Annotated in this window: 26 protein-coding genes; 16 read left to right on the top strand and 10 right to left on the bottom strand. The window is 71.8% G+C overall.

Annotated features, from left to right (window positions below; all coding sequences use genetic code 11):
* The first annotated feature begins 210 nt into the window (after nt 1-210).
* From ACGFYP_RS28365 to ACGFYP_RS28325, 9 genes are all read left to right on the top strand, one after another.
* Nucleotides 211-3018 carry an ATP-binding protein gene (locus ACGFYP_RS28365; RefSeq protein ID WP_393499230.1) on the top strand — a complete coding sequence of 936 codons (2808 nt, stop codon included), beginning with the start codon at nt 211-213 and terminating at the stop codon, nt 3016-3018.
* A complete protein-coding gene (locus ACGFYP_RS28360; RefSeq protein ID WP_393499227.1) occupies nt 3005-3595 on the top strand; it encodes an exonuclease in 591 nt (196 codons plus the stop codon). The genes ACGFYP_RS28365 and ACGFYP_RS28360 overlap by 14 nt, the downstream gene beginning before the upstream one ends.
* 34 nt (nt 3596-3629) lie before the next feature.
* Entirely contained in the window at nt 3630-4475 is an 846-nt protein-coding gene (locus ACGFYP_RS28355; protein ID WP_393499224.1) for a HipA family kinase, read from the top strand.
* Nucleotides 4472-4855, top strand: coding sequence for a DUF3037 domain-containing protein (locus tag ACGFYP_RS28350; RefSeq protein WP_393499221.1), 384 nt, complete (start codon nt 4472-4474; stop codon nt 4853-4855). Before ACGFYP_RS28355 ends, ACGFYP_RS28350 begins: the two co-directional genes overlap by 4 nt.
* Before the next feature lie 170 nt (nt 4856-5025).
* Nucleotides 5026-5787, top strand: coding sequence for a 3-oxoacyl-ACP reductase FabG (gene fabG / locus ACGFYP_RS28345; protein WP_361957097.1), 762 nt, complete (start codon nt 5026-5028; stop codon nt 5785-5787).
* A gap of 26 nt (nt 5788-5813) precedes the next feature.
* Nucleotides 5814-6581, top strand: coding sequence for an SDR family oxidoreductase (locus ACGFYP_RS28340; RefSeq protein ID WP_393499217.1), 768 nt, complete (start codon nt 5814-5816; stop codon nt 6579-6581).
* A gap of 150 nt (nt 6582-6731) precedes the next feature.
* On the top strand, nt 6732-8309 hold the full coding sequence (locus ACGFYP_RS28335) for an ABC transporter substrate-binding protein (protein ID WP_361957103.1): 1578 nt from the start codon (nt 6732-6734) through the stop codon (nt 8307-8309).
* A 90-nt stretch (nt 8310-8399) separates the two neighbouring features.
* Complete coding sequence (ung, locus tag ACGFYP_RS28330) at nt 8400-9083, top strand: uracil-DNA glycosylase (protein WP_361957106.1); 684 nt, start codon at nt 8400-8402, stop codon at nt 9081-9083.
* Between the two features lie 139 nt (nt 9084-9222).
* Complete coding sequence (locus ACGFYP_RS28325; protein WP_393499212.1) at nt 9223-9696, top strand: hypothetical protein; 474 nt, start codon at nt 9223-9225, stop codon at nt 9694-9696.
* Between the two features lie 148 nt (nt 9697-9844).
* Here the strand turns inward: ACGFYP_RS28325 and ACGFYP_RS28320 are convergent, their stop codons facing one another.
* Both ACGFYP_RS28320 and ACGFYP_RS28315 read right to left on the bottom strand, forming a co-directional pair.
* Entirely contained in the window at nt 9845-10366 is a 522-nt protein-coding gene (locus ACGFYP_RS28320; protein ID WP_361957112.1) for a DinB family protein, read from the bottom strand.
* Nucleotides 10367-10430: 64 nt separating this feature from the next.
* Nucleotides 10431-11102: a TetR/AcrR family transcriptional regulator gene (locus tag ACGFYP_RS28315; RefSeq protein ID WP_393499208.1), complete on the bottom strand. Its 672-nt coding sequence runs from the start codon at nt 11100-11102 to the stop codon at nt 10431-10433.
* A 100-nt stretch (nt 11103-11202) separates the two neighbouring features.
* Here ACGFYP_RS28315 and ACGFYP_RS28310 point away from each other — a divergent pair, with 100 nt between their 5' ends.
* Nucleotides 11203-12390: an FAD-dependent monooxygenase gene (locus ACGFYP_RS28310; protein WP_393499205.1), complete on the top strand. Its 1188-nt coding sequence runs from the start codon at nt 11203-11205 to the stop codon at nt 12388-12390.
* A gap of 61 nt (nt 12391-12451) precedes the next feature.
* A complete protein-coding gene (locus tag ACGFYP_RS28305) occupies nt 12452-13357 on the top strand; it encodes a Gfo/Idh/MocA family protein (RefSeq protein ID WP_393499202.1) in 906 nt (301 codons plus the stop codon).
* Here the strand turns inward: ACGFYP_RS28305 and lnt are convergent.
* The 5 genes from lnt to ACGFYP_RS28280 all read right to left on the bottom strand — a co-directional run bounded on the left by lnt (nt 13281) and on the right by ACGFYP_RS28280 (nt 17321).
* On the bottom strand, nt 13281-14942 hold the full coding sequence (lnt, locus tag ACGFYP_RS28300; protein WP_393499199.1) for an apolipoprotein N-acyltransferase: 1662 nt from the start codon (nt 14940-14942) through the stop codon (nt 13281-13283). The genes ACGFYP_RS28305 and lnt overlap by 77 nt on opposite strands.
* A gap of 117 nt (nt 14943-15059) precedes the next feature.
* The gene (locus ACGFYP_RS28295; protein ID WP_361957127.1) at nt 15060-15497 is read right to left on the bottom strand and encodes a nuclear transport factor 2 family protein; all 438 of its coding nucleotides are present in this window, start codon (nt 15495-15497) and stop codon (nt 15060-15062) included.
* 97 nt (nt 15498-15594) lie between these two features.
* Nucleotides 15595-15810 carry a hypothetical protein gene (locus tag ACGFYP_RS28290; RefSeq protein WP_260227218.1) on the bottom strand — a complete coding sequence of 72 codons (216 nt, stop codon included), beginning with the start codon at nt 15808-15810 and terminating at the stop codon, nt 15595-15597.
* A gap of 57 nt (nt 15811-15867) precedes the next feature.
* Nucleotides 15868-16743, bottom strand: a complete 876-nt coding sequence (locus ACGFYP_RS28285) for an undecaprenyl-diphosphate phosphatase (RefSeq protein WP_361957133.1) — start codon at nt 16741-16743, stop codon at nt 15868-15870.
* Between the two features lie 116 nt (nt 16744-16859).
* The gene (locus ACGFYP_RS28280) at nt 16860-17321 is read right to left on the bottom strand and encodes a winged helix-turn-helix transcriptional regulator (protein ID WP_393499193.1); all 462 of its coding nucleotides are present in this window, start codon (nt 17319-17321) and stop codon (nt 16860-16862) included.
* 118 nt (nt 17322-17439) lie between these two features.
* On the opposite strand from ACGFYP_RS28280, the gene ACGFYP_RS28275 reads away from it, so the two are divergent.
* Nucleotides 17440-18609, top strand: a complete 1170-nt coding sequence (locus tag ACGFYP_RS28275) for a thiolase family protein (protein WP_393499190.1) — start codon at nt 17440-17442, stop codon at nt 18607-18609.
* Between the two features lie 40 nt (nt 18610-18649).
* On the opposite strand, the gene ACGFYP_RS28270 is transcribed toward ACGFYP_RS28275, so the two are convergent.
* On the bottom strand, nt 18650-19429 hold the full coding sequence (locus ACGFYP_RS28270; protein WP_393499187.1) for a TVP38/TMEM64 family protein: 780 nt from the start codon (nt 19427-19429) through the stop codon (nt 18650-18652).
* A 126-nt stretch (nt 19430-19555) separates the two neighbouring features.
* Between ACGFYP_RS28270 and ACGFYP_RS28265 the strand changes: the two genes are divergently transcribed.
* The 4 genes from ACGFYP_RS28265 to ACGFYP_RS28250 all read left to right on the top strand — a co-directional run bounded on the left by ACGFYP_RS28265 (nt 19556) and on the right by ACGFYP_RS28250 (nt 22784).
* Complete coding sequence (locus ACGFYP_RS28265; protein ID WP_393499184.1) at nt 19556-20263, top strand: DNA alkylation repair protein; 708 nt, start codon at nt 19556-19558, stop codon at nt 20261-20263.
* A gap of 77 nt (nt 20264-20340) precedes the next feature.
* A complete protein-coding gene (locus tag ACGFYP_RS28260; protein WP_393499181.1) occupies nt 20341-20478 on the top strand; it encodes a hypothetical protein in 138 nt (45 codons plus the stop codon).
* 94 nt (nt 20479-20572) lie between these two features.
* Nucleotides 20573-21742 (top strand): elongation factor Tu, encoded by a 1170-nt coding sequence (gene tuf, locus ACGFYP_RS28255; protein ID WP_361957151.1) that lies wholly within the window; start codon nt 20573-20575, stop codon nt 21740-21742.
* Between the two features lie 142 nt (nt 21743-21884).
* Nucleotides 21885-22784 carry a spermidine synthase gene (locus ACGFYP_RS28250; protein WP_393499351.1) on the top strand — a complete coding sequence of 300 codons (900 nt, stop codon included), beginning with the start codon at nt 21885-21887 and terminating at the stop codon, nt 22782-22784.
* A 3-nt stretch (nt 22785-22787) separates the two neighbouring features.
* Here ACGFYP_RS28250 and ACGFYP_RS28245 read toward each other — a convergent pair whose 3' ends face one another.
* Nucleotides 22788-24089: an MFS transporter gene (locus tag ACGFYP_RS28245; RefSeq protein ID WP_393499178.1), complete on the bottom strand. Its 1302-nt coding sequence runs from the start codon at nt 24087-24089 to the stop codon at nt 22788-22790.
* A 61-nt stretch (nt 24090-24150) separates the two neighbouring features.
* A complete protein-coding gene (locus ACGFYP_RS28240) occupies nt 24151-25245 on the bottom strand; it encodes a hypothetical protein (RefSeq protein ID WP_393499175.1) in 1095 nt (364 codons plus the stop codon).
* Nucleotides 25246-25344 lie beyond the last annotated feature (99 nt).

Below are 25344 nucleotides of genomic sequence, written 5' to 3'. Positions count from 1 at the left end.
GGGGGGGCGCGGGGGGGGGGGGGGGGGGGGGGGGCCCCCCCCCCCCGCGGCCCCGGGGGGGGGGCCCCCCCCCCCCCCCCCCCCCCCCCCACCGCCGTACGACCAGGTGGCTAGGATGTGCGGCCGCAAGATCAACTCATTGGGGGGAACCGTGCCAACCGTTCTGTGCGTGTCGTACACGCGATCGGCCGCCGGATCGGGGGGACGGCCGTGACGTGGACCGCAGAGGCGAACGAGGCGGCTTGGCGCCTGCACTCGATCCTGGACATGCCGACCTATCGCCTGACCGAAGTGCCGCGCCCGAGGCCCGACGCCTCCCGGCCCGCCGATCGTGAGGACGATCTCCGCGCCCAACGGTTCGCCGCGCTCGTCTCCGCGAGTCACATCAACGGCCCCGCGGTCGCCGCCGGCTCGCCCCCGGGACGCGTCCTGCTCGGCTGGTCCCGTCCTTCGGCCGCCCGCTCCGTCGACGTCTTCCTCGGCGGCTCGTCCCTCGTCGGCGGTGACGACGCCGCCGACCCGGAGTCGGTACTGCTCCGCCTCCCCGCGGGCGCGCGCGCACGGCGCACAGCCCCGGGGGCCTTCAGCGAGGCCATGGCGCGCTTCCCCTGTTGGACCGCCATCGCCGGGGTCGCCGACGGGCTGCTGGTCGACGACGCACCTCGGGAGCAAGGCGCGTCCCGCATCCGCCCCACCCTTGAGGACAGTCTGCTCGGCGTGTGGCAGGGGTCCTTCGCCTGGCTGGTGGTGGCCGACCCGGTCGCGCCGGACGAACTCGACGAGATGGTCGGCGAGACGGCGGACCGGCAGCGGCGCGTACAGGCCAAGGCGGAGAGCTCACCCGAGTACGGCCTCGAACACGCTCGACTGGAGCACAGGCACAAGGAGTTGGCCCGGGCGGAGGCCACCGGCCTGTGGCGGGTACGTCTCCTGGCCGGTGCCGCCACCGTCGAGGACGCGCAACGGGTCGCGGCCCTGGTCTGCGCGTCGACGGACATCGAAGGGTTGCCCTACGCGCTCAAGCCGACCGGGCAGGTGGGCGACCTGCCGACCCTGCTCGGCGCAGTCCTGCCGGAGCGCACGGCCTTCCCCTTCCACGCGAGTTCGGAACTGCTGGCGGCCGTCGCCCGTACCCCCTCCCAGGAGATACCCGGCGTACGGTTCGCACTCCGCCCCGAGTTCGACGTCACCCCGGAGAGCGCCGGTCAGCGCACACCGCCACCGGCCGCCCCGATCCGGCTCGGGTCGATCCTGGACCGCAACCGCAGCCCCGTGGGCGATCTGGACCTGCCCCGCTCCACGCTCAACCGGCACACCTTCGTCTGTGGGGCGACGGGCGGCGGCAAGTCCCAGACGGTCCGTGGCCTGCTCGAAGCCGCCACGCGCGAGGGTCTGCCCTGGCTGGTCGTCGAGCCGGCCAAGGCGGAGTACCGGTTCATGTCCGCGCGGCTGCAGGACGAGGACGAGGTCATCGTCATCAAGCCGGGTGACCGCGAAGCGCTGCCCGCCGGGCTGAACCCCCTGGAGCCTTCACTCTTCGCCGGCGGTGAGCGCTTCCCCCTGCAGACCCACCTGGACATGGTCCGCGCGCTCTTCCTCGCCTCCTTCGACCCGCAGGAGCCGTTCCCGCAGGTGCTGAGCGCCGCCCTGACCCGGTGCTACGAGGACCTGGGGTGGGACCTCACCCTCGGCGAACCCAAGGACCCCCGGACCGAGCCGCGCTACCCGACGCTCGAGGACCTGGAGCACACGGCCCTCCAGATCGTGTCGGAGATCGGCTACGGCAAGGAGATCACCGACAACGTCCAGGGCTTCATCAAGATCCGGCTCGCCAGTCTCCGGCTCGGGACCACGGGACGGTTCCTGGAGGGCGGCCACCCCATCGACTTCGGTGAACTCCTCAAGCGCAACGTGGTCTTCGAGATCGAGGACGTCGGCGACGACAAGGACAAGGCGTTCCTGATGGGAACGATCCTGATCCGGCTCATCGAGTACCTGCGGATGGAACAGCGCACGACGCGAAGGCTCTCCTTCCCCTTGCGCCACCTGACCGTCTTCGAGGAGGCCCACAGGCTGCTGCGCCGCTCCGAGGAGGGCGGAGCGAGCTCGCACGCCGTGGAGATGTTCGCCGGCCTGCTCGCCGAGATCCGGGCCTACGGCGAGGGTCTGGTGATCGCCGACCAGATCCCCAGCAAACTCGTCCCCGACGTCATCAAGAACACCGCGGCCAAGGTCGTCCACCGCCTCCCCGCTCAGGACGACCGCGAGGCCGTGGGCGCCACCATGAACATCACCGAGGCGCAGTCGGAGTACCTGGTCACCCTCAAGCCCGGTGAGGCCGCCGTGTTCACCGACGGCATGGACTATCCGATCCTGGTCCGCATGCAGGACGGGACGGCCCGCGAGGACGCCGCGGCCATCCGGCCGGCGTCTCCGGCGCCGATGATCGCGACGCGAAGCCGGGCGTGCGGCACGGACTGCGCCACCGCCCCCTGCACGCTCAGGCAACTGCGCACCGCGCAACGCCTGACCGAGGAGGACGAGCTGCGCATCACGCTCTGGGCCGAGACGGCCGTGGCGGCCCATCTGCTGAGCTGGACCACCCCTCGTCCCGGAGAGGCCATGCGCCGCGCCCTCGCTCCCTACTGGTCCGCGGACCGGCGCATGGTGGAGTGCGCCATCGGCCAGGCGGTCGACCGTGCGGTCCACAGCCGGGTCGGAGCCGCCGCATCGCCCGACGCCCTGGCCGAGCACGTTGCGTGGGTGATGCGGGCCCAACTCGACGGCCACGACCCTTGCCCGGTCGCCGAGCCGCGGTGGAAGGCCCGGAAGGGGACGAAGACACGGCAGTACTACCACGGGCGGTACTCGCCGTCGGTGCTGGAGAAGGCGGTCGGCTGCGCGGACCCGTCGGAGGAGTGGGCCAAACGATTCGCCCGCGCGCTGGCGTGCTTCGACCGCCGCCCCGGCAGGCCGAAGGCGCCGGAACAGGGAGGTACACGGAATGGCGAAGGCTGAGTTCTATGTGTCGGCCGATGTGGAGGCCGACGGTCCGGTGCCCGGGCCGTTCTCGATGTCGAGCTTCGGGCTCGCGGTCGCGGGGGTCCACGACGGGGCGGCGTTCACGGCCTGTGATCCCGGTGAGCGCACGTTCTACGCCGAACTCAAGCCGATCAGCGACGCCTTCGACCCGGAGGCGCTGGCCGTCAGTGGACTGGACCGTGGACGGTTGGCGCGGGAGGGGCAGGAGCCCGCGCGGGCCATGAACGCCGCGGCCGGCTGGCTCGCGGGCGTGGCCGACGAGTTGGGCGCCGTTCCGGTGTTCGTCGCGTACCCGCTGGGCTACGACTGGATGTGGATGTACTGGTACTTCATGCGGTTCGCCGACGCCGGCTCGCCGTTCGGGCACTCCCGCTGCATGGACCTCAAGACGCTGTACGCCGCCAAGGCCGCCGTACCGCTCCGTCGGGCGACGAAGCGGTCGATGCCGCCCGGTCTGCTGTCCTCGCGGCCCCACACCCACAACGCTCTGGACGACGCGATCGAACAGGCCGAGTTGTTCCAGAACCTGATGCGGTGGGAACCCGACGCCTGACCCGTGACGCACGGCCGGTGGTTAACCTGGGGAAATGCTTACAGAAGTGACAGCGACCCGCTACGTCACGCCCTTGCGTGAGGGCGGCTCGCTCCCCGGGATCGTCGAGGCCGACGATCTCGGTACGTACGTCATGAAGTTCACCGGAGCCGGGCAGGGGCGGAAGACGCTCGTCGCCGAAGTCGTCTGCGGTCAGCTCGCGCGGCGGCTCGGGCTGCGGGTGCCCGAGCTGGTCGGGATCCAGCTCGATCCCGTCATCGGGCTGTCCGAGCCCGATCAGGAGGTCCAGGAGCTGCTGAAGGCCAGCGGTGGGCTCAACCTCGGGATGGACTATCTGCCCGGGTCCCTGGGGTTCGATCCGCTGGCGTACGAAGTGGATCCGAAGGAGGCCGGGAAGGTCGTCTGGTTCGACGCGGTGATCAACAACGTCGACCGGTCCTGGCGGAACCCGAACATGCTCGTCTGGCACGGCGATCTGTGGCTGATCGACCACGGCGCCACCATGATCTGGCACCACAACTGGCGCGGCGCCCAGGCCTCCGCCGCGAAGCCGTACGACGCCTCCGACCACGCCCTCGCGCCGTTCTCGCCGGACGTCGCAGCGGCCGCGGCCGAGCTCGCGCCGCTCGTCACACGGGAGCTCCTGGAGGAGGTCGCCGCCGACGTGCCCGACGAGTGGCTCGTCGACGAGCCCGGCTTCGAGTCCACCGACGCGCTGCGCCAGGCCTATGTGGAGGCGCTGCTGCCGCGTGCCGCCACCATCCACGAGCGCATCACCCTCGGTCCGCGCGTCGAGCGCCGGCCCGCGCAGCCGCCCGGCTGGCTCGCCGACCGCCTCACCCCCCGGACGCACTCCACCGAGAAGGACCGCACCTCGTGACCGACCGCGATGTCTTCGAGTACGCCCTGCTGCGCGTCGTGCCACGCGTCGAGCGCGGTGAGTGCTTCAACGCCGGTGTGGTGGTCTACTGCCGCGCCAAGTCCTACGTCGCCGCCCGTACGCACCTGGACGAGACCAAGCTCCGCGCTCTCGACCCCGGCGCGGACGTCGTCGGCGTACGGGCCGCCCTGCACGCGGTCGAGGGGGTCTGCCTGGGCGGCGAGGGCGCGGGACAGGCGTCCCGCGACGACGCCGGGCGGCGCTTCCGCTGGCTCATCGCGCCCCGCTCGACGGTCGTCCAGCCGGGCCCGGTGCACACCGGTCTGACGGCCGATCCCGAGGGCGAGGTCGACCGGCTGCTCGATCTGCTGGTGCGCTGACCCCTCGCCGCGGGGTACGGAGTGAGCCGGTGCACCCGGTGGGCCGTTGACACCGGGTGCCAGGGCTTCTAGCGTCTCGTCTGCGAAGGTACTAAGCGGTCGCTCATGTGAGTGAGGGACGCACCGTGCGGGCCGCTACCAGGGATGATCCAAGGGCGAGGAGAACCAGCATGTCGACCACCGAGCAGCGCGTAGCCGTCGTCACCGGCGCGGCGCGGGGCATTGGCGCAGCGACCGCCGTACGGCTGGCCGCCGAGGGCCGCGCCGTCGCCGTACTCGACCTCGACGAGGCGGCCTGCAAGGACACCGTCGAGAAGATCACCGCCGCGGGTGGCACCGCCATCGCCGTCGGCTGCGACGTCTCCGACAGCGCCCAGGTCGAGGCCGCCGTCGCGCGCGTGGCCACCGAGCTCGGTGCGCCGACGATCCTCGTCAACAACGCGGGCGTGCTCCGCGACAACCTGCTCTTCAAGATGTCCGAGTCCGACTGGGACCTGGTCATGAACGTCCACCTCAAGGGCGCCTTCCTGATGGCCAAGGCCTGCCAGAAGCACATGGTGGACGCGGGCTTCGGCCGGATCGTCTCGCTCTCCTCGTCCTCCGCGCTCGGCAACCGGGGCCAGGCGAACTACTCGGCCGTCAAGGCCGGTCTGCAGGGCTTCACCAAGACCCTCGCCAAGGAGCTCGGCAAGTTCGGCATCACGGCCAACGCCGTCGCCCCGGGCTTCATCGTCACCGAGATGACCGCGCAGACCGCCGAGCGCATGGGCATGGGCTTCGAGGACTTCCAGGCCGCGGCCGCGTCCATGATCCCGGTGCAGCGCGTCGGCAGGCCCGAGGACGTCTCCAACGCCATCGCCTTCTTCACGGGCGACGACGCCGGCTTCATCTCCGGCCAGGTCATGTACGTGGCCGGCGGACCGCTCAACTGACGCGCGCGCGGGAAGAGGAGACGTACATGAGCAGCAAGGAACTGCCGGAGCTGTCCGGCAAGGTCGCCCTCGTCACCGGCGCGAGCCGGGGCATCGGCTACGGAGTCGCCGAGGCCCTCGTGGCCCGGGGCGACAGGGTGTGCATCACGGGACGCGGCGAGGAGGCCCTCAAGGAGGCCGTCGAGCAGCTCGGCTCCGACCGGGTGATCGCCGTGCCGGGAAAGGCCCACGACGAGGCCCACCAGGCCGCCGCCGTCGCCGCCACGATGGAGGCTTTCGGTCGGGTCGACTTCCTGGTGAACAATGCCGGGACGAATCCGGTATTCGGCCCGATGGCCGATCTCGACCTGAATGTCGCCCGTAAGGTCTACGAGACGAATGTGATCTCGGCGCTCGGATTCGCCCAGCAGACCTGGCACGCCTGGCAGAAGGACCACGGCGGCGCGATCGTGAACATCGCGTCCGTCGCCGGCGTCTCCCCCTCGCCGTTCATCGGCGCGTACGGCATGAGCAAGGCGGCCATGATCAATCTGACCCTGCAGCTCGCGCACGAATTCGCGCCAGGGGTCCGGGTCAACGCGATCGCCCCTGCCGTGGTCAAGACCAAGTTCGCCCAGGCCCTCTACGAGGGCCGGGAGGCGGAGGCGGCGGCCGCCTACCCGCTCGGCAGGCTGGGGGTCCCCGAGGACATCGGCGGTGCCGCCGCGTTCCTCACGTCCGACCAGTCGGACTGGATCACGGGCCAGACTCTCGTGGTCGACGGGGGGATTTTCCTCAACGCCGGTGTCGGGTGACCGATATCCGGACACTTTCCGGAATTCTTGACCGGTTTGAACCCGGTTAATCGTCGAATGCCTCAAGTGCCCCGTCAGGGTCGAACGTTGACCAGGCGGGGCGCTGCGGTATGGTCGGCCGACCCAAGGCTGAACGAGGAGCGTGCGCACGTGTTCAACCGGACCAGTCTGCAGGTCGCTGCAGCCCTTGCGTCCATATCCCTGGTGTCCGGATGCGGGCTGTTTTCGGACAATGAATCCGCTGCGGACCAGAGAATCGTGGTCGGCACGACGAGTTCACCCACCACGCTCGATCCGGCGGCCGCTTGGGACAATTCCTGGGAGCTGTTCCGAAATGTCTTCCAGACGCTGGTGAGTTTCCCCACGGGAAGTACGTCGCCGCAGTCCGACGCCGCGGACTGCAAATTCACCGACAGCTCCAGCCGGGTCTTCGAGTGCACCCTCCTCGACGGGCTGAAGTTCTCGAACGGGCACGCGCTGGACGCCAAGGCCGTGCAGCACTCGATCGAGCGCATCCGGAAGATCAACGTCGAGGGCGGCCCGAACGGGCTGCTCGGCTCGCTCGACACGATCGAGACGGTCGACGACCGCACGGTCGTCTTCAAGCTGAACAAGCCCGACGCCACCTTCCCGTTCATCCTGGCCACCCCCGCCATGTCGCTGGTGGACCCGGCCGAGTACCCGGCCGACAAGCTCCGCGAGGACGGCGAGCTCACCGGCTCCGGTCCGTACGTCCTCGACGAGTACACCGAGGGTGACAAGGCCGAGCTGACCAAGAACCCCACCTACAAGGGGTTCGCGGACCGCAAGAACGCCGGCGTGACCATCCGGTACTTCAAGGAGTCCGAGCCGATGGTCGCCGCGCTGCGGAAGAAGGAGATCGACGCCACCTACCGCGGCCTCACCGCCGAGGAGGTCGTCGAGCTCCAGAACGCCAGCGACGCCAACGAGCACCTCCAGCTGGTGGAGTCGACCGGCGCCGACATCCGCTACCTCGTCTTCAACGCCCAGGACCCCACGGTCGCCAAGGAGCCCGTCCGCCGCGCGATCGCCCAGGTCGTCGACCGCGAGGAACTCGTCGCCAAGGCCTACAAGGGCACGGCCGAGCCGCTGTACTCCATGGTCCCCAAGGGCATCGTCGGCCACACCACCGAGTTCTTCGACCGCTTCGGCGAGCCGAGCGTGCCCAAGGCGCGGGAGATCCTGCGCGACGCCGGGATCAAGAAGCCCGTCGACCTGACCTTCTGGTTCACCACCGACCGGTACGGCTCCGGCACCGCGCTCGAGTTCGCCGAGCTCAAGCGGCAGCTGGACGCCTCCGGGCTCTTCCAGGTGACGCTCCAGAGCAAGCCGTGGAAGGAGTTCGCGGCGAGCTACCAGAAGGGGCAGTACCCGGTCTTCGGCCGCGGCTGGTTCCCCGACTTCCCGGACGCGGACAACTTCATCGCCCCCTTCGTCGGCAAGCAGAACGCGCTGGGGACGCCGTACCTGAGCCCCGAGATCACCGACGAGATACTCCCGAAGTCGCGGCGCGAGACCGACCGCGGGGCGGCCGTCTCCCAGTTCCGCAAGGCGCAGGAGATCATGGTCGAGGACGTCCGTCTGCTCCCGCTGTGGCAGGGCAAGCTCTACATCGCGGCCAGCGAGGACATCGGCGGCGCCGAGCGCGCGCTCGACCCGCAGACCGTCATGCAGATGTGGGAGCTCAGCCGCAGGGCCAGCTGGTAGGCGGCCCTCCCGGCCCCGAGCAGCACCGCTGTCAGTGGCCCCCGGTAGGTTCTCAGGCGTAGAAGAGATCGCCTACCGGAGGTTGTTGACGTGACCGACACCGACATGCTGCCCGAGTCCTGGCGCGGCGTCCTCGGGGACGAGCTGCAGAAGCCGTACTTCAAGCAGCTGACCGAGTTCGTCGAGGAGGAGCGGGCCAAGGGGCCGGTCTACCCGCCGCGCGAGGAGGTCTTCGCCGCGCTGGCGGCGACACCGTACGACAAGGTGAAGGTCCTGATCCTCGGTCAGGACCCGTACCACGGGGAGGGGCAGGGGCACGGCCTCTGCTTCTCCGTGCGGCCGGGTGTCAAGACCCCGCCCTCCCTGCGGAACATCTACAAGGAGATGCAGGAGGAGCTCGGCCACCCCGTGCCGGACAACGGCTATCTGATGCCGTGGGCCGAGCAGGGCGTCCTGCTGCTCAACGCGGTCCTCACCGTCCGGGCCGGCGAGGCGAACTCGCACAAGAGCCAGGGCTGGGAGAAGTTCACGGACGCGGTGATCGGCGCGGTGGCTTCGCGGCCGGACCCGGCGGTCTTCGTGCTCTGGGGGAACTACGCGCAGAAGAAGCTCCCGCTGATCGACGAGGAGCGGCACGTCGTGGTGAAGGGCGCGCACCCGTCCCCGCTCTCGGCGAAGAAGTTCTTCGGGTCCCGCCCCTTCACGCAGATCGACGAGGCGATCGCCGCCCAGGGCCACGAGCCGATCGACTGGCGCATCCCGAACCTGGGCTGAGCCGTCCACCGCCGGGCTCGCGGCAGGTCGTGAGCCCGCGCGGCTGACAGGGGCGGGGCGCCACCCGAGCCTGTGCCGGATCGGGGGCCTCGGCGGTTAGCGTCGGAGCCCCCGGACGGTGAGCGCGTGGAGGCCCGCAGTGACCGAGCAGCAGCAGGTGTCGGACGACGGCGTCATGACCCGGATCGGGCAGGCGACGATGCTGCTCCACGGCGGGGACCGCGAGGAGGCACGCAACCGGTTCGGCGAGCTGTGGGGGCAGATCGGCCCGGACGGCGACCCCCTGCACCGCTGCACGCTCGCGCACTACATGGCCGACGCGCAGGACGATCCGGACGCCGAGCTGGCCTGGGACCTGCGGGCGCTGCTTGCGGCCGAGGAGCTGAACGAGGAGCGGCTGGCCACCCACGACTCTGCCGTCGCGCTCCGGGCCCTGTACCCCTCGCTCCACCTCAACCTGGCCGCCGACTATCTGAAGCTCCAGCGGCTCGACGCGGCCCGGATCCACCTCGACCGGGCCCGCGTGGCCTCGGACTCCCTGGACGACGACGGCTACGGCAACGGGGTCCGGGCCGCGATCGAGCGCCTGGAGGTACGACTCGGGGCGCGGTAGCGTCGGCGGCTCACCGACGCGGTGGCGCCGGTGGTTCGCCGACGCCGTTGCTTCGGCGGTTCGCCGAGCCCGCCGCGCCGCCGGCCGTCCTCCGTAGCCGCGCCGCCGGCCGTCACCTCCGTGGCCGCGCCGTCGCGCGCCCGCCGCGTCAGTCGCCCGTCGCCCCGTCGATGCGCTCGCGCAGCAGGTCCGCGTGGCCGTTGTGGCGCGCGTACTCCTCGATCATGTGGGTGTAGATCCAGCGCAGGTTGAAGACCTCGCCGCTCGGGTGCTTGCCCGCGCTCACGTCGTCGAGGCCGTGGGCCGCCGCGACGGCGCGGGCCTCCTCGATCTCCCGCAACCAGGTGGCGTGGGTCTCCTCCCACGTGCCCTCGTCGGTGACCCGGAAGACACGGTCGCGGTCCTCCGGCGTGCTGTAGATCCGCTCGGCCTGCTCACCGGCCATGACCCGCCGGAACCAGCCGCGCTCCACATCGGCCATGTGGCGGACGAGGCCGAGCAGGGTGAGGTTCGACGGCGGCGCGGAGGCCGTGCGCAGCTGCGCCCCGTCGAGGCCCTGGCACTTCAGGGCGAGGGTCTGCCGGTGGTAGTCAAGCCAGCCTTCGAGCATCTCGCGCTCGCCGGCGAGGGTGGACGGTTCGGTACGCGTGCTGTCATCGACTGAGGTCATCAGGGCATCGTCGCCCATGGTCGCGGTCGGCGCCAGGGGTTTCGGCCGCCGTCACCCGCCGCGTTCACCCGCCGAGCATGCCGCGCAGCAACTCCTCGAACCCTGTGCGCAGTTCCGCGCGGCTGGGTACGGCGGAGTGGAAGGACCCCGCCGCGCAGGAGAACATCAGCCCCTCGCACCAGGCGATCAGGGAGAGGGCGTGCCGCTCGGGGGCCGCCGAGCCGGCGTCCGCCATCAGCGCGATCAGCGGCCCGTGGAAGACAGCCGAGCCCGCCGCGTCGAAGAAGGTACGGAGCTCGGGGCGGCGGGTGGCCTCCAGGGCGAGTTCGTACCGCGAGACCAGCAGCGCCCGATGGTCGGTGACGTACCGGTGCAGGGCAAGCGACAGGGCGTCCACCAGGGCGTCGAGCCCGCTGTCCGGTCCCGGCATCTCGTGCGGGGTGAGTACCCGCGACTCCAGCTCGACCTGTCTGCGTACCGCCGTTTCGAGCAGCGCCTGCCGGGTGCGGGCATGGTTGGACGTCGACCCCTGCGGCAGACCGGCGCGCTCGTCCACGGCGCGATGCGTCAGCCCGCGCATCCCGCGTTCGACGAGCAGGGCGAGCGCGGCGTCACCGATACGGGTGGGACGGGAGAGGGCCGTGGGGGACGGGTCGGACGGGTCGGACGGGTCGGACGCGTCGGACGCGTCGGAGACGTGCGAGTCCGAGGCGGACGCGGGGGTGCGGGCGGTCATGGGGACAATCTATCCACCGATCTCACTACATCTGTAGTACCGTCTCGGGTGAGGGCTACTACAGCTGTAGTAGCCGCGGATCGGCCGTCGAGGAGCAGTCATGGAACAGCACCGTGCCGTCGTGATCGGAGCGGGCGTCGGCGGACTCACCGCCGCCGTCGCCCTCCACCGGAGCGGCTGGGACGTCACCGTCCTGGAGCGCGCCGCCGCGCTCACCCCGGTCGGGGCCGGTATCGGCCTCGCCCCCAACGCCCAGCGCGCCCTGGACGTCATCGGCCTCGGCGACCGCGTCCGCGCGCTCTCCGCCTGGCAGGGCGACGGCGGCATGCGCGCCCCCGACGGCCGCTGGCTCGCCCGTACCAGCGCCCGGGCCGCCGCCGACCGCTTCGGCGGACCGCTCGTCCTCCTCCACCGCGCCACCCTCGTCGAGATCCTCACCGCCGCCCTCCCCGCCGGCGTCGTAAGGACCGGGGCGCCGGCCACCGTCGCCGACCCCGGCGACGACGGACGGCCCGCCGTCGTCCGCACCCCGGACGGGGAGATCGAGGCCGAACTGGTCGTCGGCGCCGACGGCATCCACTCGACCGTCCGACGCACTCTCTTCCCCGACCACCCGGGGCCCCGCTACTCCGGCTTCACCACCTGGCGCGTCGTCATCCCCGCCCCCGACCGGCCCTTCGCCCCGCACGAGACCTGGGGCAGGGGCCGTCTCTGGGGCACCCAGCCCCTCAAGGACGGCCGGATCTACGCCTACGCCATGGCCGCCGCCCCCGAAGGCGCCCACGCCCCCGACGACGAGCGGGCCGAACTCCACAGGCTCTTCGGCGACTGGCACCACCCGGTCCCCGAGATCCTCGCCGCCGTCGCCCCCGACGCCGTCCTGCGCCACGACGTCCACCACATGCCCGACCCCCTGCCCGCCTTCCACCACGGCCGCGTCGCCCTGCTCGGTGACGCCGCGCACGCCATGCAGCCGACCCTCGGCCAGGGCGGCAACCAGGCCATCGAGGACGCCGTCGTCCTGGCCCACCACGCGGACCGGGGGCTCCCGCCGAGCCGCGCCCTCGCCGCGTACACCGCCGACCGGCTGCCGCGCACCACCGCCATCGTCCGCAAGGCCGCCCGCACCGGCCGGCTCACCCTGCTCTCCGCCCGGCCCGCCGTCGCCGTGCGCGACGCGCTCATCACGGCCGTATCGCGCTTCGGACCTGGCCTCGTGCTGCGCGGTTTCGACGGCATCGCCGACTGGCGGCCGCCGCTCGCCGACGAGCGCCCCCGCGTAAGCTGACCAGCGCGAACGGCACGTCGGGTGCCGTCGCGGACACATCGTCACGCGCAAGGGAGACCCCGTGAAGGTCGGCTGCATCGGACTCGGCGACATCGCGCAGAAGGCCTATCTCCCCGTCCTGGCCGCCCTCCCCGGGGTCGAACTCCACCTGCAGACACGGACGAAGTCGACCCTCGACCGGGTCGCCGGGACCCACCGCGTACCGCCGATCCAGCGCCACAGTGACCTCGACTCGCTGCTCGCCGCCGGGCTCGACGCCGCCTTCGTGCACGCGCCGACCGCCGTGCACCCCGAGATCACCGCCCGGCTCCTGGAGGCCGGCGTACCGACGTACGTCGACAAGCCGCTGGCGTACGAATACGCCGAATCCGAGCGGCTCGTGGAGCTCGCGGAGGCGCGCGGGGTGAGCCTGACCGTCGGCTTCAACCGCAGGCTCGCCCCCGGCTACGCCCAGTGCCTGGAGCACCCGCGCGAGCTGATCCTCATGCAGAAGAACCGCGTCGGACTGCCCGAGGACCCGCGCACCCTGGTCCTGGACGACTTCATCCACGTCGTCGACACCCTGCGCTTCCTGCTGCCCGGCGAGGTCGAGCACACCGACGTACGAGCCCGGATCCGCGACGGGCTCATGCACCACGTCGTGCTCCAGCTCTCCGGCGACGGCTTCACCGCCATCGGCATGATGAACCGGATGAACGGCTCCACCGAGGAGATCCTGGAGGTCTCGGGACAGGACACGAAGCGTCAGGTCCTCAACCTGGCCGACATCGTGGACCACAAGGGTCAGCCGACGGTCCGCCGGCGCGGCGACTGGGTGCCGGTGGCCCGTCAGCGCGGCATCGAGCAGGCCGTCCTCGCCTTCCTCGACGCCGTACGGGACGGGCACACTCTCAGCGCCCGCGACGCTCTCCGGACCCACGAGCTGTGCGAGCGCGTGGTGCGCGAAGCGCTGACTCAGGCCTCCTGAGCGCGCCCATGCCCTCGGCTGCGCAGAGCGCGGCAAGGACGGTCAGGGCGAAGTACAACGGCCAATCGCCGTACCGGACGTAACCCGTCGTCGCCTGCGAGAGCGGTACGTCGTAGACGGCCGCCGCGCTCCGGTCGGTGCCCAGCGGCGTACCGATCCGGCGCCCGTCGGGGCCGTACGCGGCGCTGATGCCGGTCAGCGTCGCGTGCACCATGGGGCGGCCGGTCTCCGCCGCGCGCAGCGCCGCGAGCGAGGCGTGCTGCGCGGGCGCCCAGCTGTCCTGGAAGGTCGAGGTCGCCGACTGGGCGATCAGCAGCGCGGCCCCGTCGCGGGTCAGCCGGCGGCTCATGTCGGGGAACGCGGACTCGAAGCAGACCAGCGGACCGATCCGCAGCGCAGGACGGCCGTCCTGGGCCGGCACGGTCATCACCACCGGCTCCGTGCCGCGCCGCCGGTCCTCGGTCGCCGCCTTGCCGAACGAGGTCACCCAGCCGAGGACCGGGCGCGCGGGGATGTACTCGCCGAACGGCACGAGCCGCATCTTGTCGTACCGTTCGCCGGTCGGTCCCTGGGCCCCGATCAGGACACTGCTCTTGAAGATGCCCGGTCGGTCGGAGCGGCGGGCGTCCACGTTGACGAGGATCGGCGCGTCCACGGCACGTGACAGCGCGGCCAGCCGGTTCGCGAGGTCGGGGCGGGCCGTCAGATCGGAGCCGACGCTGCTCTCGCCCCATACGACCAGGTCGACGTCCTGGCCGACGAGCTCCCGGGTGAGCTCCTCGCCGCGGGCGAACCTCCGCTCCGCGCCGCCCGATCCGTCGTACACCCCGGGCTGGACGACGGCGATCCGCGCCGTGCCCTGCTCGCGCGGTGGGGCGACGCCCCACCAGACCGTGCCCGCGATGAGGGCGGACACCACGAGGCCGACCAGCGCCGTCAGTCGTACGGCAGCCGCCGACACCACAAGGAGGGCGAAGGCGGTGTTGACCGCCACCACGAGCAGGGTCACCAGCCAGACGCCGCCGACGGAGGCGAGGCGCAGCGCCGGGCCCACCTGCCACTGGCTGGCGCCGAGGAGGCCCCAGGGCCCGCCCAGCCCCTCCCAGGAGCGGACGAGTTCGATGAGCAGCCAGCCGGACGGGACGACGACCAGCGCGGCGGCCGCACGCGGCCCTGACGGCCCGTCCGCGAGCATGGCGCGCACCAACCAGCCCCACGGCAGCCACAGAAGCCCGAGCAGGCCGGCGACGACGAGGATGAACACGTGCAGGCTCGGCATCAGCCACTGGTGCACGGCCAGCATGAACCCGAGGCCGCCCAGCCAGCCCTCCAGGCCCGCACGGCGCGCGGTGGGCGCGGTGCGCAGCAGCAGGAGCCAGGGGACGAGCGCCACGTAGGCGAACCACCACAGCGCGGGCGCGGGGAACGCGAGCGCGGGCAGCGCACCGCACGCGACCGCGACCGCGGCGCGTGCGGCGCGGTGGGGTGTGGGGGCGGGGGAGTGCGGGGTGCGGCGGGGCGTCGCATCGGTGGGGTGCGCGGCGTCGGCACCGCGACCACCACGACGGCCGAACGGATTCCGCATGCCGCGTCGCCTCCAGGTCGTGTCGCCTCCAGTGTGCGCCGTACGACGGCCCGGGGCCGTTCCCGCCACGACCGTAGGAGCCGCCGGCCGAGCGACCTACGAGCGACGGTACGAGCGTCAGAGGCGGCGCCACTTCTCCTCGACGACCACGGAGCTCAGCCGCCAGCCGACGTCCGTCCGGACCAGGGAGAACGCGTAGCGGCCGCCGCAGACGAAGTCCTCGCCCGACTCGAACCGCATCGGGTTCACGTAGTCGGCGCGCACGTCCGCGCTGTCGCCCGGGTAGCCGCCGAGGTCCTGGATGCGGACGCGCCGGTTCACGATGAGGTGCTGGCGTACGGGGAAGAGCCGCATCGTCTCGGCGAGCCAGTCGGCGACCTCGGTCACAGGGCCCTCGACACCGCCGGAACCTCGGTAGTCGGCGCGGCCGTCGCGGGTGAACAGCGCCCGGTAGCCCGTCCAGTCGGAGTCGTCCACGGCCACCGCGTATCCGGTGACGAGGTCGTCGATGGCCATCCGGTCCATCACGGTCGCGAGATCCACGCGCTGCGTCATCGCTTCAGTGTCCGGCAGCGGGAGGCCCGCGCCAAGAGCCGCGCGGGGTGGGCGTGATCGGATCTCGCGGTCCGGCCCCGGATCCGCCGGACGGCCCCTAGGCCGCCTCCCAGCGGTGGGGGCGGCCGCCGCGCCATTCGACCAGGTGGGGGTCGTCGAGGATCATGTCGGCGTCCTCGAGGCCCGCGCGGCGCAGGAACTCGACAAGGTCGGTGTCGTTGTGCGCCAGGCCCACGATCTGTCCGCGGACGGTGACGCGCCGCCCGCCGTCGGGGGACGGGCGGTGCACGACGATGGGTGGTTGCCAGGCCATGGTTCCAGGGTGCGGTGCGCACCCGAAGATCGCCCGGCGGCGGAGCGGTACTGGGGGTCAGCCCCCGGACTCGCCCGCGTGCGGGCTGAGGGCGTCCGTGCCGACCAGGATGAAGAGCAGGATGCCAAGCGCGATCCGGTAGATCACGAACGGCATGAAGCTCTTGGTGGTGATGAACTTCATGAACCAGGCGATGACGGCGTAGCCGACACCGAAGGCGATGATCGTCGCGAAGACCGTCGGGCCCCAGGAGACGTGGCCGCCCTCGGTCGCGTCCTTCAGCTCGAAGAGGCCGGAGGCCAGCACGGCGGGGATGGCGAGCAGGAACGAGTATCGGGCCGCCGCCTCACGGGTGTACCCCATCAGCAGACCGCCGGAGATCGTCGCGCCCGAGCGGGAGACGCCCGGGATCAGGGCCATCGCCTGGCAGAAGCCGAAGATCAGGCCGTCCCTCACACCGAGTTCCTTGAGCGTCTTGCGCTCGCGGACGACGCGGTGCCGGCCGCCGGTCTCGTCGCGGGCGGCGAGCCGGTCGGCGATGCCGAGGACGATGCCCATCACGATCAGCGTCGTGGCGATCAGCCGCAGGTCACGGAACGGGCCCTCGATGTGGTCCTTGAGCGTCACGCCGAGCACACCGATCGGGATCGAGCCGACGATCACGAGCCAGCCCATCTGGGCGTCGTGGTCGCTCCGCATCGACTTGTCGCGCAGCGAGCGGAACCAGGCGGAGACGATCCGCGCGATGTCCTTGCGGAAGTAGATCAGGACGGCGGCCTCCGTACCGATCTGCGTGATCGCGGTGAAGGCCGCGCCCGGGTCCTCCCAGCCGGCGAAGGCGGCGGTGAGGCGGAGGTGCGCGCTGGAGGAGATGGGAAGGAACTCCGTCAGCCCCTGGACGAGTCCGAGGATGAATGATTCGAACCAACTCATGGGGCTAGGGCCGTCCCGAATGTGCTCGTGCCGTCAGAAAAGGCGATCGCGTCTCGGATCGGAGATCAACCGCCGGTCGTTGCGCAGCGTACCGCCCCCAGATGAAGGCCCCGATCTCAGGTCTCCACAGGACCCGTCGTCGTCCAGCCCGCCGAGCGCACATGGTGGGTCAGGCTCACGGGGTCCGCCTCGCCCCCGCAGGAGGCGCACACGACGCGCGGGCTGAGCACCTCGCCGCACGCGTGTTCAAGGAGGACCGGGCGGTCCTCGGTGTTCAGGTGGCGGTCGCCCCAGGCCATCAGCGTCAGCAGGACGGGCTGCAGCTCCTGCCCGGCGGCCGTGGCCCGGTACTCGTAGCGCGTCGGACGCTCGCTGTACGGCACCTTCTCCAGGATCCCGGCCTCCACCAGGCGCTTCAGGCGCGCGGTCAGGATGTCGCGCGGGGCCCCGGTGTTCCGGGCGATCCGGTCGAAGCGGCGCACGCCGAGCGAGATCTCGCGCAGCACCAGCAGGGAGTACTTCTCCCCGACGAGGGCGAGGGTGTCGGCGATCGAGCAGGGGCGGGGAGCGGCCTTCATGCGCCCCAGCCTAAGGCAGGGGAGAAGGGAGGGTTTGAAAATCAAACTGACTGGGCTATGTTACTGGCAGGTGTTGGTCCAGATATCAAACTCACCAGGTGATCGAGGAGCCGTCATCATGCGCGACGCCGTCATCGTCGAAGCGGTCCGCACGCCCATCGGCAGGGGGAAGGCCAACGGCACCCTGTCCCAGGTCCACCCCGTCGCCCTGCTCTCCCACACCCTGCGCGCCCTGATCGAGCGCAGCGGCATCGACCCCGCGCTCGTCGACGACGTCATCGGCGGCACCGTCGACCAGGTCGGCGAGCAGGCCATGAACACCACCCGCTACGCCTGGCTCGGCGCGGGCTTCCCCGAATCGGTGCCCGCCACCACCGTCGACCGGCAGTGCGGCTCCTCCCAGCAGGCCGTGCACTTCGCTGCGCAGGGGGTGCTCTCAGGGGCGTACGACATCGCCGTCGCCTGCGGGGTCGAGTCGATGAGCCGGGTCCCGATGTGGTCGAACGTGCCGCCCGGGGCCGACCCCTTCGGGCCCGGCGTCGCCGAGCGGTACCCCGACGGCCTGGTCCCGCAGGGGATCAGCGCGGAGCTGATCGCCGCGAAGTGGTCGATCGGGCGCGAGGCCATGGACGAGTTCGCCGCCGCCTCGCACGCCAAGGCCGCGCGCAGTTGGGAGGCCGGGCTCTTCGACGCCGAGGTCGTCCCGTACGGAGACGTCCGGCGCGACGAGTCGGTGCGGCCCACGACCACGACCGAGATCCTCGCCGGGCTCCGGCCCGCCTTCGAGGACCCCGGCTTCGCCGAGCGCTTCCCGCAGATCGACTGGTCGGTGACGGCAGGCAACAGCAGCCCGACCAACGACGGCGCCTCGGCCGTCCTCGTCATGGCGGCCGAGACCGCCGAGCGTCTCGGCCTGCGCCCGCTCGCCCGGCTGCACAGCTTCGCGGTGACCGGCTCCGATCCGCTGCTCATGCTGACCGGCGTGATCCCGGCGACGGAGAAGGTGCTGCGCAGGGCCGGACTCGGCCTGGCCGACATCGATCTCTTCGAGATCAACGAGGCGTTCGCCGGCGTCGTGCTCGCCTGGCAGCAGGAGACCGGCGCGGACCCGGCCAAGGTCAACGTCCACGGCGGCGCGATCGCGCTCGGCCACCCGCTCGGCGCGAGCGGCACCCGACTGACGACCACCCTGGTCCACGCCCTGCGCGCCCGGGGCGCGCGCTACGGCCTCCAGGCGATGTGCGAGGCAGGCGGCCTGGCGAACGCGATGATCGTCGAGGCGCTCTGAGGCACGGCCGCGCGGCGGCCCGGCTGACGTGGGCAAGACCCTAGTCGGTGGCCCGGGCTCCCGTGACCTCCAGCGGTCGCGCGGGGGCCGGCTCCGACGTCGACGGTCGTGCCGCCGCGCGGGCGCGCAGGCCGTGGCGCTTGCGCCAGGCCACGACCGCCGCCGCGAGGCCGGAGACGACGATGAAGCCCATCGAGATCAGGAAGGCGGGCGAGGTCGGCGAGCCGGCCTCGCTGCCCGCCACCACGTACGCCGCCGTGTTCGGGATCGACCCGAGCCCGGTCGCGAGCAGGAACGGCGCGTACCCCATGCGGGAGACCGCCGCGCAGTAGTTGGCCGCCGCGAACGGCACCCCCGGGAAGAGCCGGATCGCCAGCATCGAGCGGAACCCGTGGCGGCTCAACTGCCCGTCCGCCGCCGTCAGCCAGCGGCCCCGCAGCAGCGGCCGCAGCGCGTCCTGACCGAGCAGCCGCCCGAGCGTGAACGAGATGCCCGCGCCCAGGACCGTCCCGGCCACCGCTGCCACAAGCCCCGCCTGCGTACCGAAGAGCGCGCCCGCCGCCAGGTTCAGGATCGGCCGCGGTACGAAGGCCGCCGTGCACACCCCGTACGCCAGACCGAACAGGACCACCGCGCCCGCGCCGCTCGACTGAGCCGGCCAGCCCTCCGCGAGCAGCCGCTGTGGCTCGTAGAGCAGGACGGTCGTCGCCGCGGCGAGCAGGAGGACGGCGAGCAGGGAGAGGCGCGACCAGGGCGACAGCAGAGCCCGGGAGCAGCGCGGCGCGAAGGAGCCCGGCGGCCGGGTGACGGGGTCGAGCATCCGGGGAGAGTAACCGACCTGCCCATGTGATCGCCGTAATGTCCGTCATCCGCCGTGCTGCCATCCGATGAACGGTGATCGGCGGCGGGCGACAGGCGGTCGGCGATCGGTCGTACTGTGATCCGTATGACGTCCGCGCCGCCCGCCGTCCCCGCCAGCGCCCTCGCCGACACCGTGCTCGGGCGTCTCACCGAGGCGTACCCGCCCGCCGGTGACCCCTTCCGGGCGCAGGAGATGGTCGCGTACATGAAGGGCGTCGCCCCCTTCCTCGGCATCCGCACCCCCGAGCGGCGCACCCTGTCCCGTACCGTCCTCGACGGCACCCCGCGCCCCGACGAGGCCGACTGCACGGCCGTCGCCCTGCGCTGCTTCGCCCTCCCCGAGCGCGAGTACCACTACTTCGCCGTCGACTACCTGCGCCGCCACGTCCGGCGCTGCTCCTCGGGCTTCCTGCCCGTCGCCCGCCACCTCGTCACCACCGACTCCTGGTGGGACACCGTCGACCACCTCGCCGCCCATGCGGTCGGCGGGCTCGTCGCCGCCGATCCAGCGCTCGCCGAGCGCATGGACGAGTGGATCGAGGACGACGACCTCTGGGTCGCGCGGACCGCGCTCCTGCACCAACTCCGCTTCAAGGGCGCCACCGACAGCGAGCGGCTGTTCGCCTACTGCCTGCGCCGCGCGGGGGACACCGACTTCTTCCTCCGCAAGGCGATCGGCTGGGCCCTGCGCGAATACGCCAAGACGGACCCCGACGAGGTGCGCGCCTTCGTCGAGACCCACCGGGCCCGGCTGTCCCCGCTCTCGGTGCGCGAGGCACTCAAGCACCTCTGAGCCCTCCGACCCCTCCGAACTTCCCCTCGGCGGAAAATCGTTCGACGTCCGTCGTCCGTTCCACGAGGATCAGGGGCATGTCCCGGTACGCCTTCCTCGCAGCACGGCCCGCAGTCGCGGCCGCGCCGAAGGCTGCCGTTGTCGATTCCACGTTCCTCGCCACGGCCCTCGCGTCCACGGCCGTCGCAGCCGCATTCGACGGCGCCCGAAGCTGACCCTCCCCGGATCGTCCGGCGGACCCCTCAGGGGGAGGGTCGGTCAGGCCCCGGGGTCCCCTCACACGCTTCGAGCTCAAGGAACGAGCGAACCATGTCCAAGACGGCATACGTGCGCACCAAGCCGCACCTGAACATCGGCACCATGGGCCACGTCGACCACGGCAAAACCACCCTCACCGCCGCCATCACCAAGGTCCTCAGCGAGCGCGGGACCGGCACGTTCGTGCCGTTCGACCGTATCGACCGCGCGCCCGAGGAGGCCCAGCGCGGCATCACCATCAACATCGCGCACGTCGAGTACGAGACCGACACCCGCCACTACGCCCATGTGGACATGCCCGGCCACGCCGACTACGTCAAGAACATGGTCACCGGCGCCGCCCAGCTCGACGGGGCGATCCTCGTCGTCTCCGCGCTCGACGGGATCATGCCGCAGACCGCCGAGCACGTGCTCCTCGCCCGCCAGGTCGGCGTCGACCACATCGTCGTCGCCCTCAACAAGGCCGACGCGGGGGACGACGAGCTGACCGACCTGGTCGAGCTGGAGGTGCGGGAGCTGCTGACCGCGCACGGCTACGCCGGCGACTCCGTGCCCGTCGTCCGGGTGTCCGGCCTCAAGGCCCTGGAGGGGGACGCGCGGTGGTCCGGGGCGATCGAGGCGCTCCTCGACGCCGTGGACACGTACGTACCGATGCCGGTGCGCTATGTGGACGCGCCGTTCCTGATGTCCGTCGAGAACGTGCTCACGATCACCGGGCGCGGCACCGTCGTCACGGGCGCGATCGAGCGGGGCACGGTCCGCGTCGGCGACCGGGTGGAGGTGCTCGGCGCGGAGGTCGAGACCGTCGTGACCGGGGTCGAGACCTTCGGCAAGCCCATGGAGTCCGCCGAGGCCGGTGACAACGTGGCGCTGCTGTTGCGCGGCGTCGCGCGTGACGCGGTCCGCCGCGGGCACGTGGTGGCGGCGCCGGGCAGCGTCGTGCCGAGCCGTCGGTTCACGGCGCAGGTGTACGTCCTGTCGGGCGCGGAGGGCGGTCGTACCACCCCCGTCTCCACCGGATACCGGCCGCAGTTCTACATCCGGACCGCGGACGTCGTCGGCGACGTCGACCTGGGTGAGGCGGCGGTCGCGCGCCCCGGCGACACGGTCACCATGACCGTCGAGCTGGGCCGTGACGTCCCGCTCGAGCCCGGTCTCGGCTTCGCGATCCGCGAGGGCGGGCGCACGGTCGGCGCCGGCACGGTCACGACCGTGGACTGAGCCCCGAACGGGTCTCACAGCGGCTCACGGCCCACGGCTCACGGCCCATGGCTCACAGCGGAGGCCCGCGTTCCGAACCCCACGGGACGCGGGCCTCCGCCGTCCGCCGTGCGGGCACAATGAGGGCGTGAACAACGAGGGCATGGACGACGAGGGCGTGGACGACGAAGGCGTGGACAACGAGGGCGTGAACGAGGCCGACGAGCAGATCCCCGTCGTCCGTGACGTCGACGGAGGCACCGCCCGGCTCATGCCGGACATCGACCGGGACCGGGCCTGGCTGCTGACCGTGGACGGCGCACCGCAGTCGTACGTCGACCTGGACGAGCCCACGCACCTCGAGTTCGAGTACGCGCGCCGGCTCGCCCACGTCCTCGACAGCGCGGCCGACGAGGGCGACGCCCTCTCCGTCCTCCACCTCGGCGGCGGCGCCCTCACCCTGCCCCGCTACGTCGCCGCCACCCGCCCCGGCTCGCGCCAGGACGTCGTGGAGGCCGACCTGGGGCTGCTCGACCTGATCGCCGCGCACCTTCCGCTGCCGGAGGGATCCGGGGTGTCCGTGCACGGGGCCGACGCCCGGGCCTGGCTGGAGAAGGCCCCCACCGGGTCGGTGGACGTGCTCGTCGCCGACGTCTTCGGCGGCTCGCGGGTCCCGGCGCACCTGACCTCCGTGGAGTACGCGCGCGAGGCCAGGCGGGTGCTGCGGCCGGGCGGGATCTATGCCGCCAACCTGGCCGACGGGGCGCCTTTCGCCTTCCTCCGCTCCCAACTGGCCACTTTCGCCGCCGTCTTCCCCGAACTCGCCCTGATCGCCGAACCGGCCGTGCTGCGCGGCCGCCGCTTCGGCAACGCCGTCCTGGTCGCCTCCGACGGGGACATCGACACGGCCCGCCTGGCCCGGCGCACGGCGGCGGACGCCTTCCCCGCGCGCGTGGAGTACGGCGAGAGCCTCACGCGCTTCACCGGCGACGCCCGGCCCGTGGGCGACGCGGACGCGGTGCCGTCCCCCGTACCGCCGGACGGGGCGTTCAGCATCGGGTGACGGTCAGCCGATGGCCTGCTGTTCCGTCGGGGCCGATGCGGCGGGGCCGGACGCGATCTCTTTCGTATGCGTACGGCGCGTCAGGTTCCGTACGTCGGGGACGAGCAGCACCAGGGCCGTCGCGACGACGATCAGCACCGCAGAACCCCAGAGCGCCTGACTCCGGCCGAAGAGGCTCTCCGCCGGGCCCGCGAGGGCGGTGGAGAGCGGGAGCATGGCCGTCGAGCCGAACCAGTCGTACGCCGCGACCCGGGACAGCTTCTCCTCCGGGATCTCCTGGTGCAGCGTGGTCATCCACGCCACGCCGAACACCTCGATGGCCACCCCGCTGACGAACATGGCCAGCGAGAGCCCGACGACATCGAGCGGCACCGCGAGCGCCGCCGAGGGCAGGGCCATGGGGAAGACGCCCAAGGTGCCCACGAGCAGCATCCGGCGCGGCTTCCAGCGCATCATCAGCAGCGCGCCGGAGAGCGTGCCCACACCGAACGCGGCGAGCGCGAGCCCCCACGGCCTGGCGCCGCCGAGCTCGTCCCGGGCGACCAGCGGTCCGTACACCGACTCGGCCGCGCCGACGAGGGCCACGACGACGGCGAACTGGGCCACGATCGACCAGAGCCACGGGCGCCCGATGACCTCCTGCCAGCCCTCGCGCAGATCGGAGAGCAGGCCGCCGCCGGGCTTCCGTTCGGCGATGTGGCTGACGTCGAGGAAGGCGCGGAACCCGCCGGCGACGGCGAAGGCGGCCGCGTCGATGGCGAGGACCCAGCCGGGGCCGACGGCGGCGATCATCGCGCCGCCGAGCGCTGCCCCGCCGATGCCGGCGCCGTGCATGGCCATCCGGAAGAGGGCGAAGGCGCGGCCGACCTGTTCCCCGCTGACGCTGGACATCAGCATGCCCTCGGCGGCCGGACTGAAGAAGGCCTGGCCCGTTCCGCACAGGGCGGTCAGCAGCATCATCTGCCAGAGCTTCGGGTCGCCCGCGAGGACGAGCACGGCGAAGACGGCCTGGGAGACGCAGTTCAGCGCGTTGGCGGCGACCATGACGCGGTGCCGGGGTATCCGGTCGGCGACGGCGCCGCCGATGAGCAGGAAGAGGACGAGCGGGAGGGTCCGGGCCGCCGCCACCAGGCCCACGTCGCCGCCGTCGCCGCCGGACTGGATCACCGCGAACGCCGCCGCGATCAGGGCACCGTGGGTGCCGAGGTTGGTGACGATCGCGGCGGCGGTCAGCAGGACGTAGTTGCGGCCGGCCCAGTCGGGGCGGCGGCGTGCTCTGCGGGGGGAGGCGGCGGGGTTTCTCACCCCGGGACTATCCCCGTCGCCGCCGCCCCCTGCCAAACCGATTACGGTCGGGCCTCGGCCGTCAGGAAGAGGCCGGGGCCAGTCGTACGGTCGCGAGGATCTTCTGGATCGTCGCGTCCGCCAGCTCGTCCTTGACGCTGTCGGCCCCGTAGATCACGAACGACGAGAAGTCGCCCTTGGCGTTCTTGAAGGAGAACGCGAGGGACTTGCCGTCCGACTCGCACGGGTTCCGCTTCTTGATCCCCGGGGCGGTGGCCGTCGCGACGCTGCCGGTGAGACCGGACGTGGTGGTGTACGGCACGGCCTTGGTGATCTTGATGGTGCCCTTGGGCATGTGCTGCGCGTAGCCCGCCCACACCCAGTTGCCGGCCTCGTTGAACGCCGCCTCTTCGGTGTTCTTGGCGCCCTGGCCGCCCTTGGTGCCCGCGCTGCTCAGGCCCCAGCTCTCCTTGGAGCCGTCCTTGTTCGTGTCGAACGTGCACCACTTGCTCTTGTAGCGCACCGGAGCCGACATCGTGACGACCGGGGAGCCGTCACCCTTCTTCTCGTCCTCGAAGAACGTGACGCTGCCGGGCTTCAGGAGCTCCCAGTCGGCCGGTACGTCGAACAGCGTGCCGTACTTCGGGTTGTGGACGACCTTCCAGCCCGGGATGGTCGGCTGCAGGTCGGCGTCGTCGCGCGGGTTGTCGACGGAAGGCGTCGGCGCCGGCGCGGGGGCCGAGGTGGACGTGGTGGGCTTCGGGTCGTCGCCTGCCTGCGTCTTCTTGCCGTCGTCCTTGCCGAGGACGAGGAAACCGGTGACGCCGGCCGCCACGACGACGGCGGTCGCGGCGACGATCGCGATGACGGTCGTCTGCTTCTTCTTGCCGTCGCCCGGGCCGCCCGGTACGCCCTGCGGCGCGCCCGGCACCGCGTACTGCGGCACGGTCGGCTGCTGGTACGGGTTGGGCTGCGGGTAGCCGGGCTGTGCGGGCTGCTGCGGGTAACCCGGCTGCGTGGGCGGCTGGGTCGGCGGCTGCTGCGGGTACCCGGGCTGCTGCTGATAGCCGGGCTGTTGGTAGGGGTTCGGCTGCTGGTACCCCGACTGCTGGTAGGGGTTCTGATTCTGGTCCTGCGGGTTCTGCTCGCCCCCGGGCGGCTGCTGTCCTGGCCACATGGCCAGTAACCATAGAGGTGTGGCGGGAACCCTGCTACGTCCGCCCCCTGCGGACGGGTGACGGCGGGGCGGTCGTGGGGGATGGCCTTCTGTGCTACT

The organism is Streptomyces sp. NPDC048370 (assembly GCF_043200825.1).
Lineage (GTDB): Bacteria > Actinomycetota > Actinomycetes > Streptomycetales > Streptomycetaceae > Streptomyces.
Note: the sequence above shows the minus strand (reverse complement) of the source record. Positions and strands in the feature narration are given on the sequence as shown.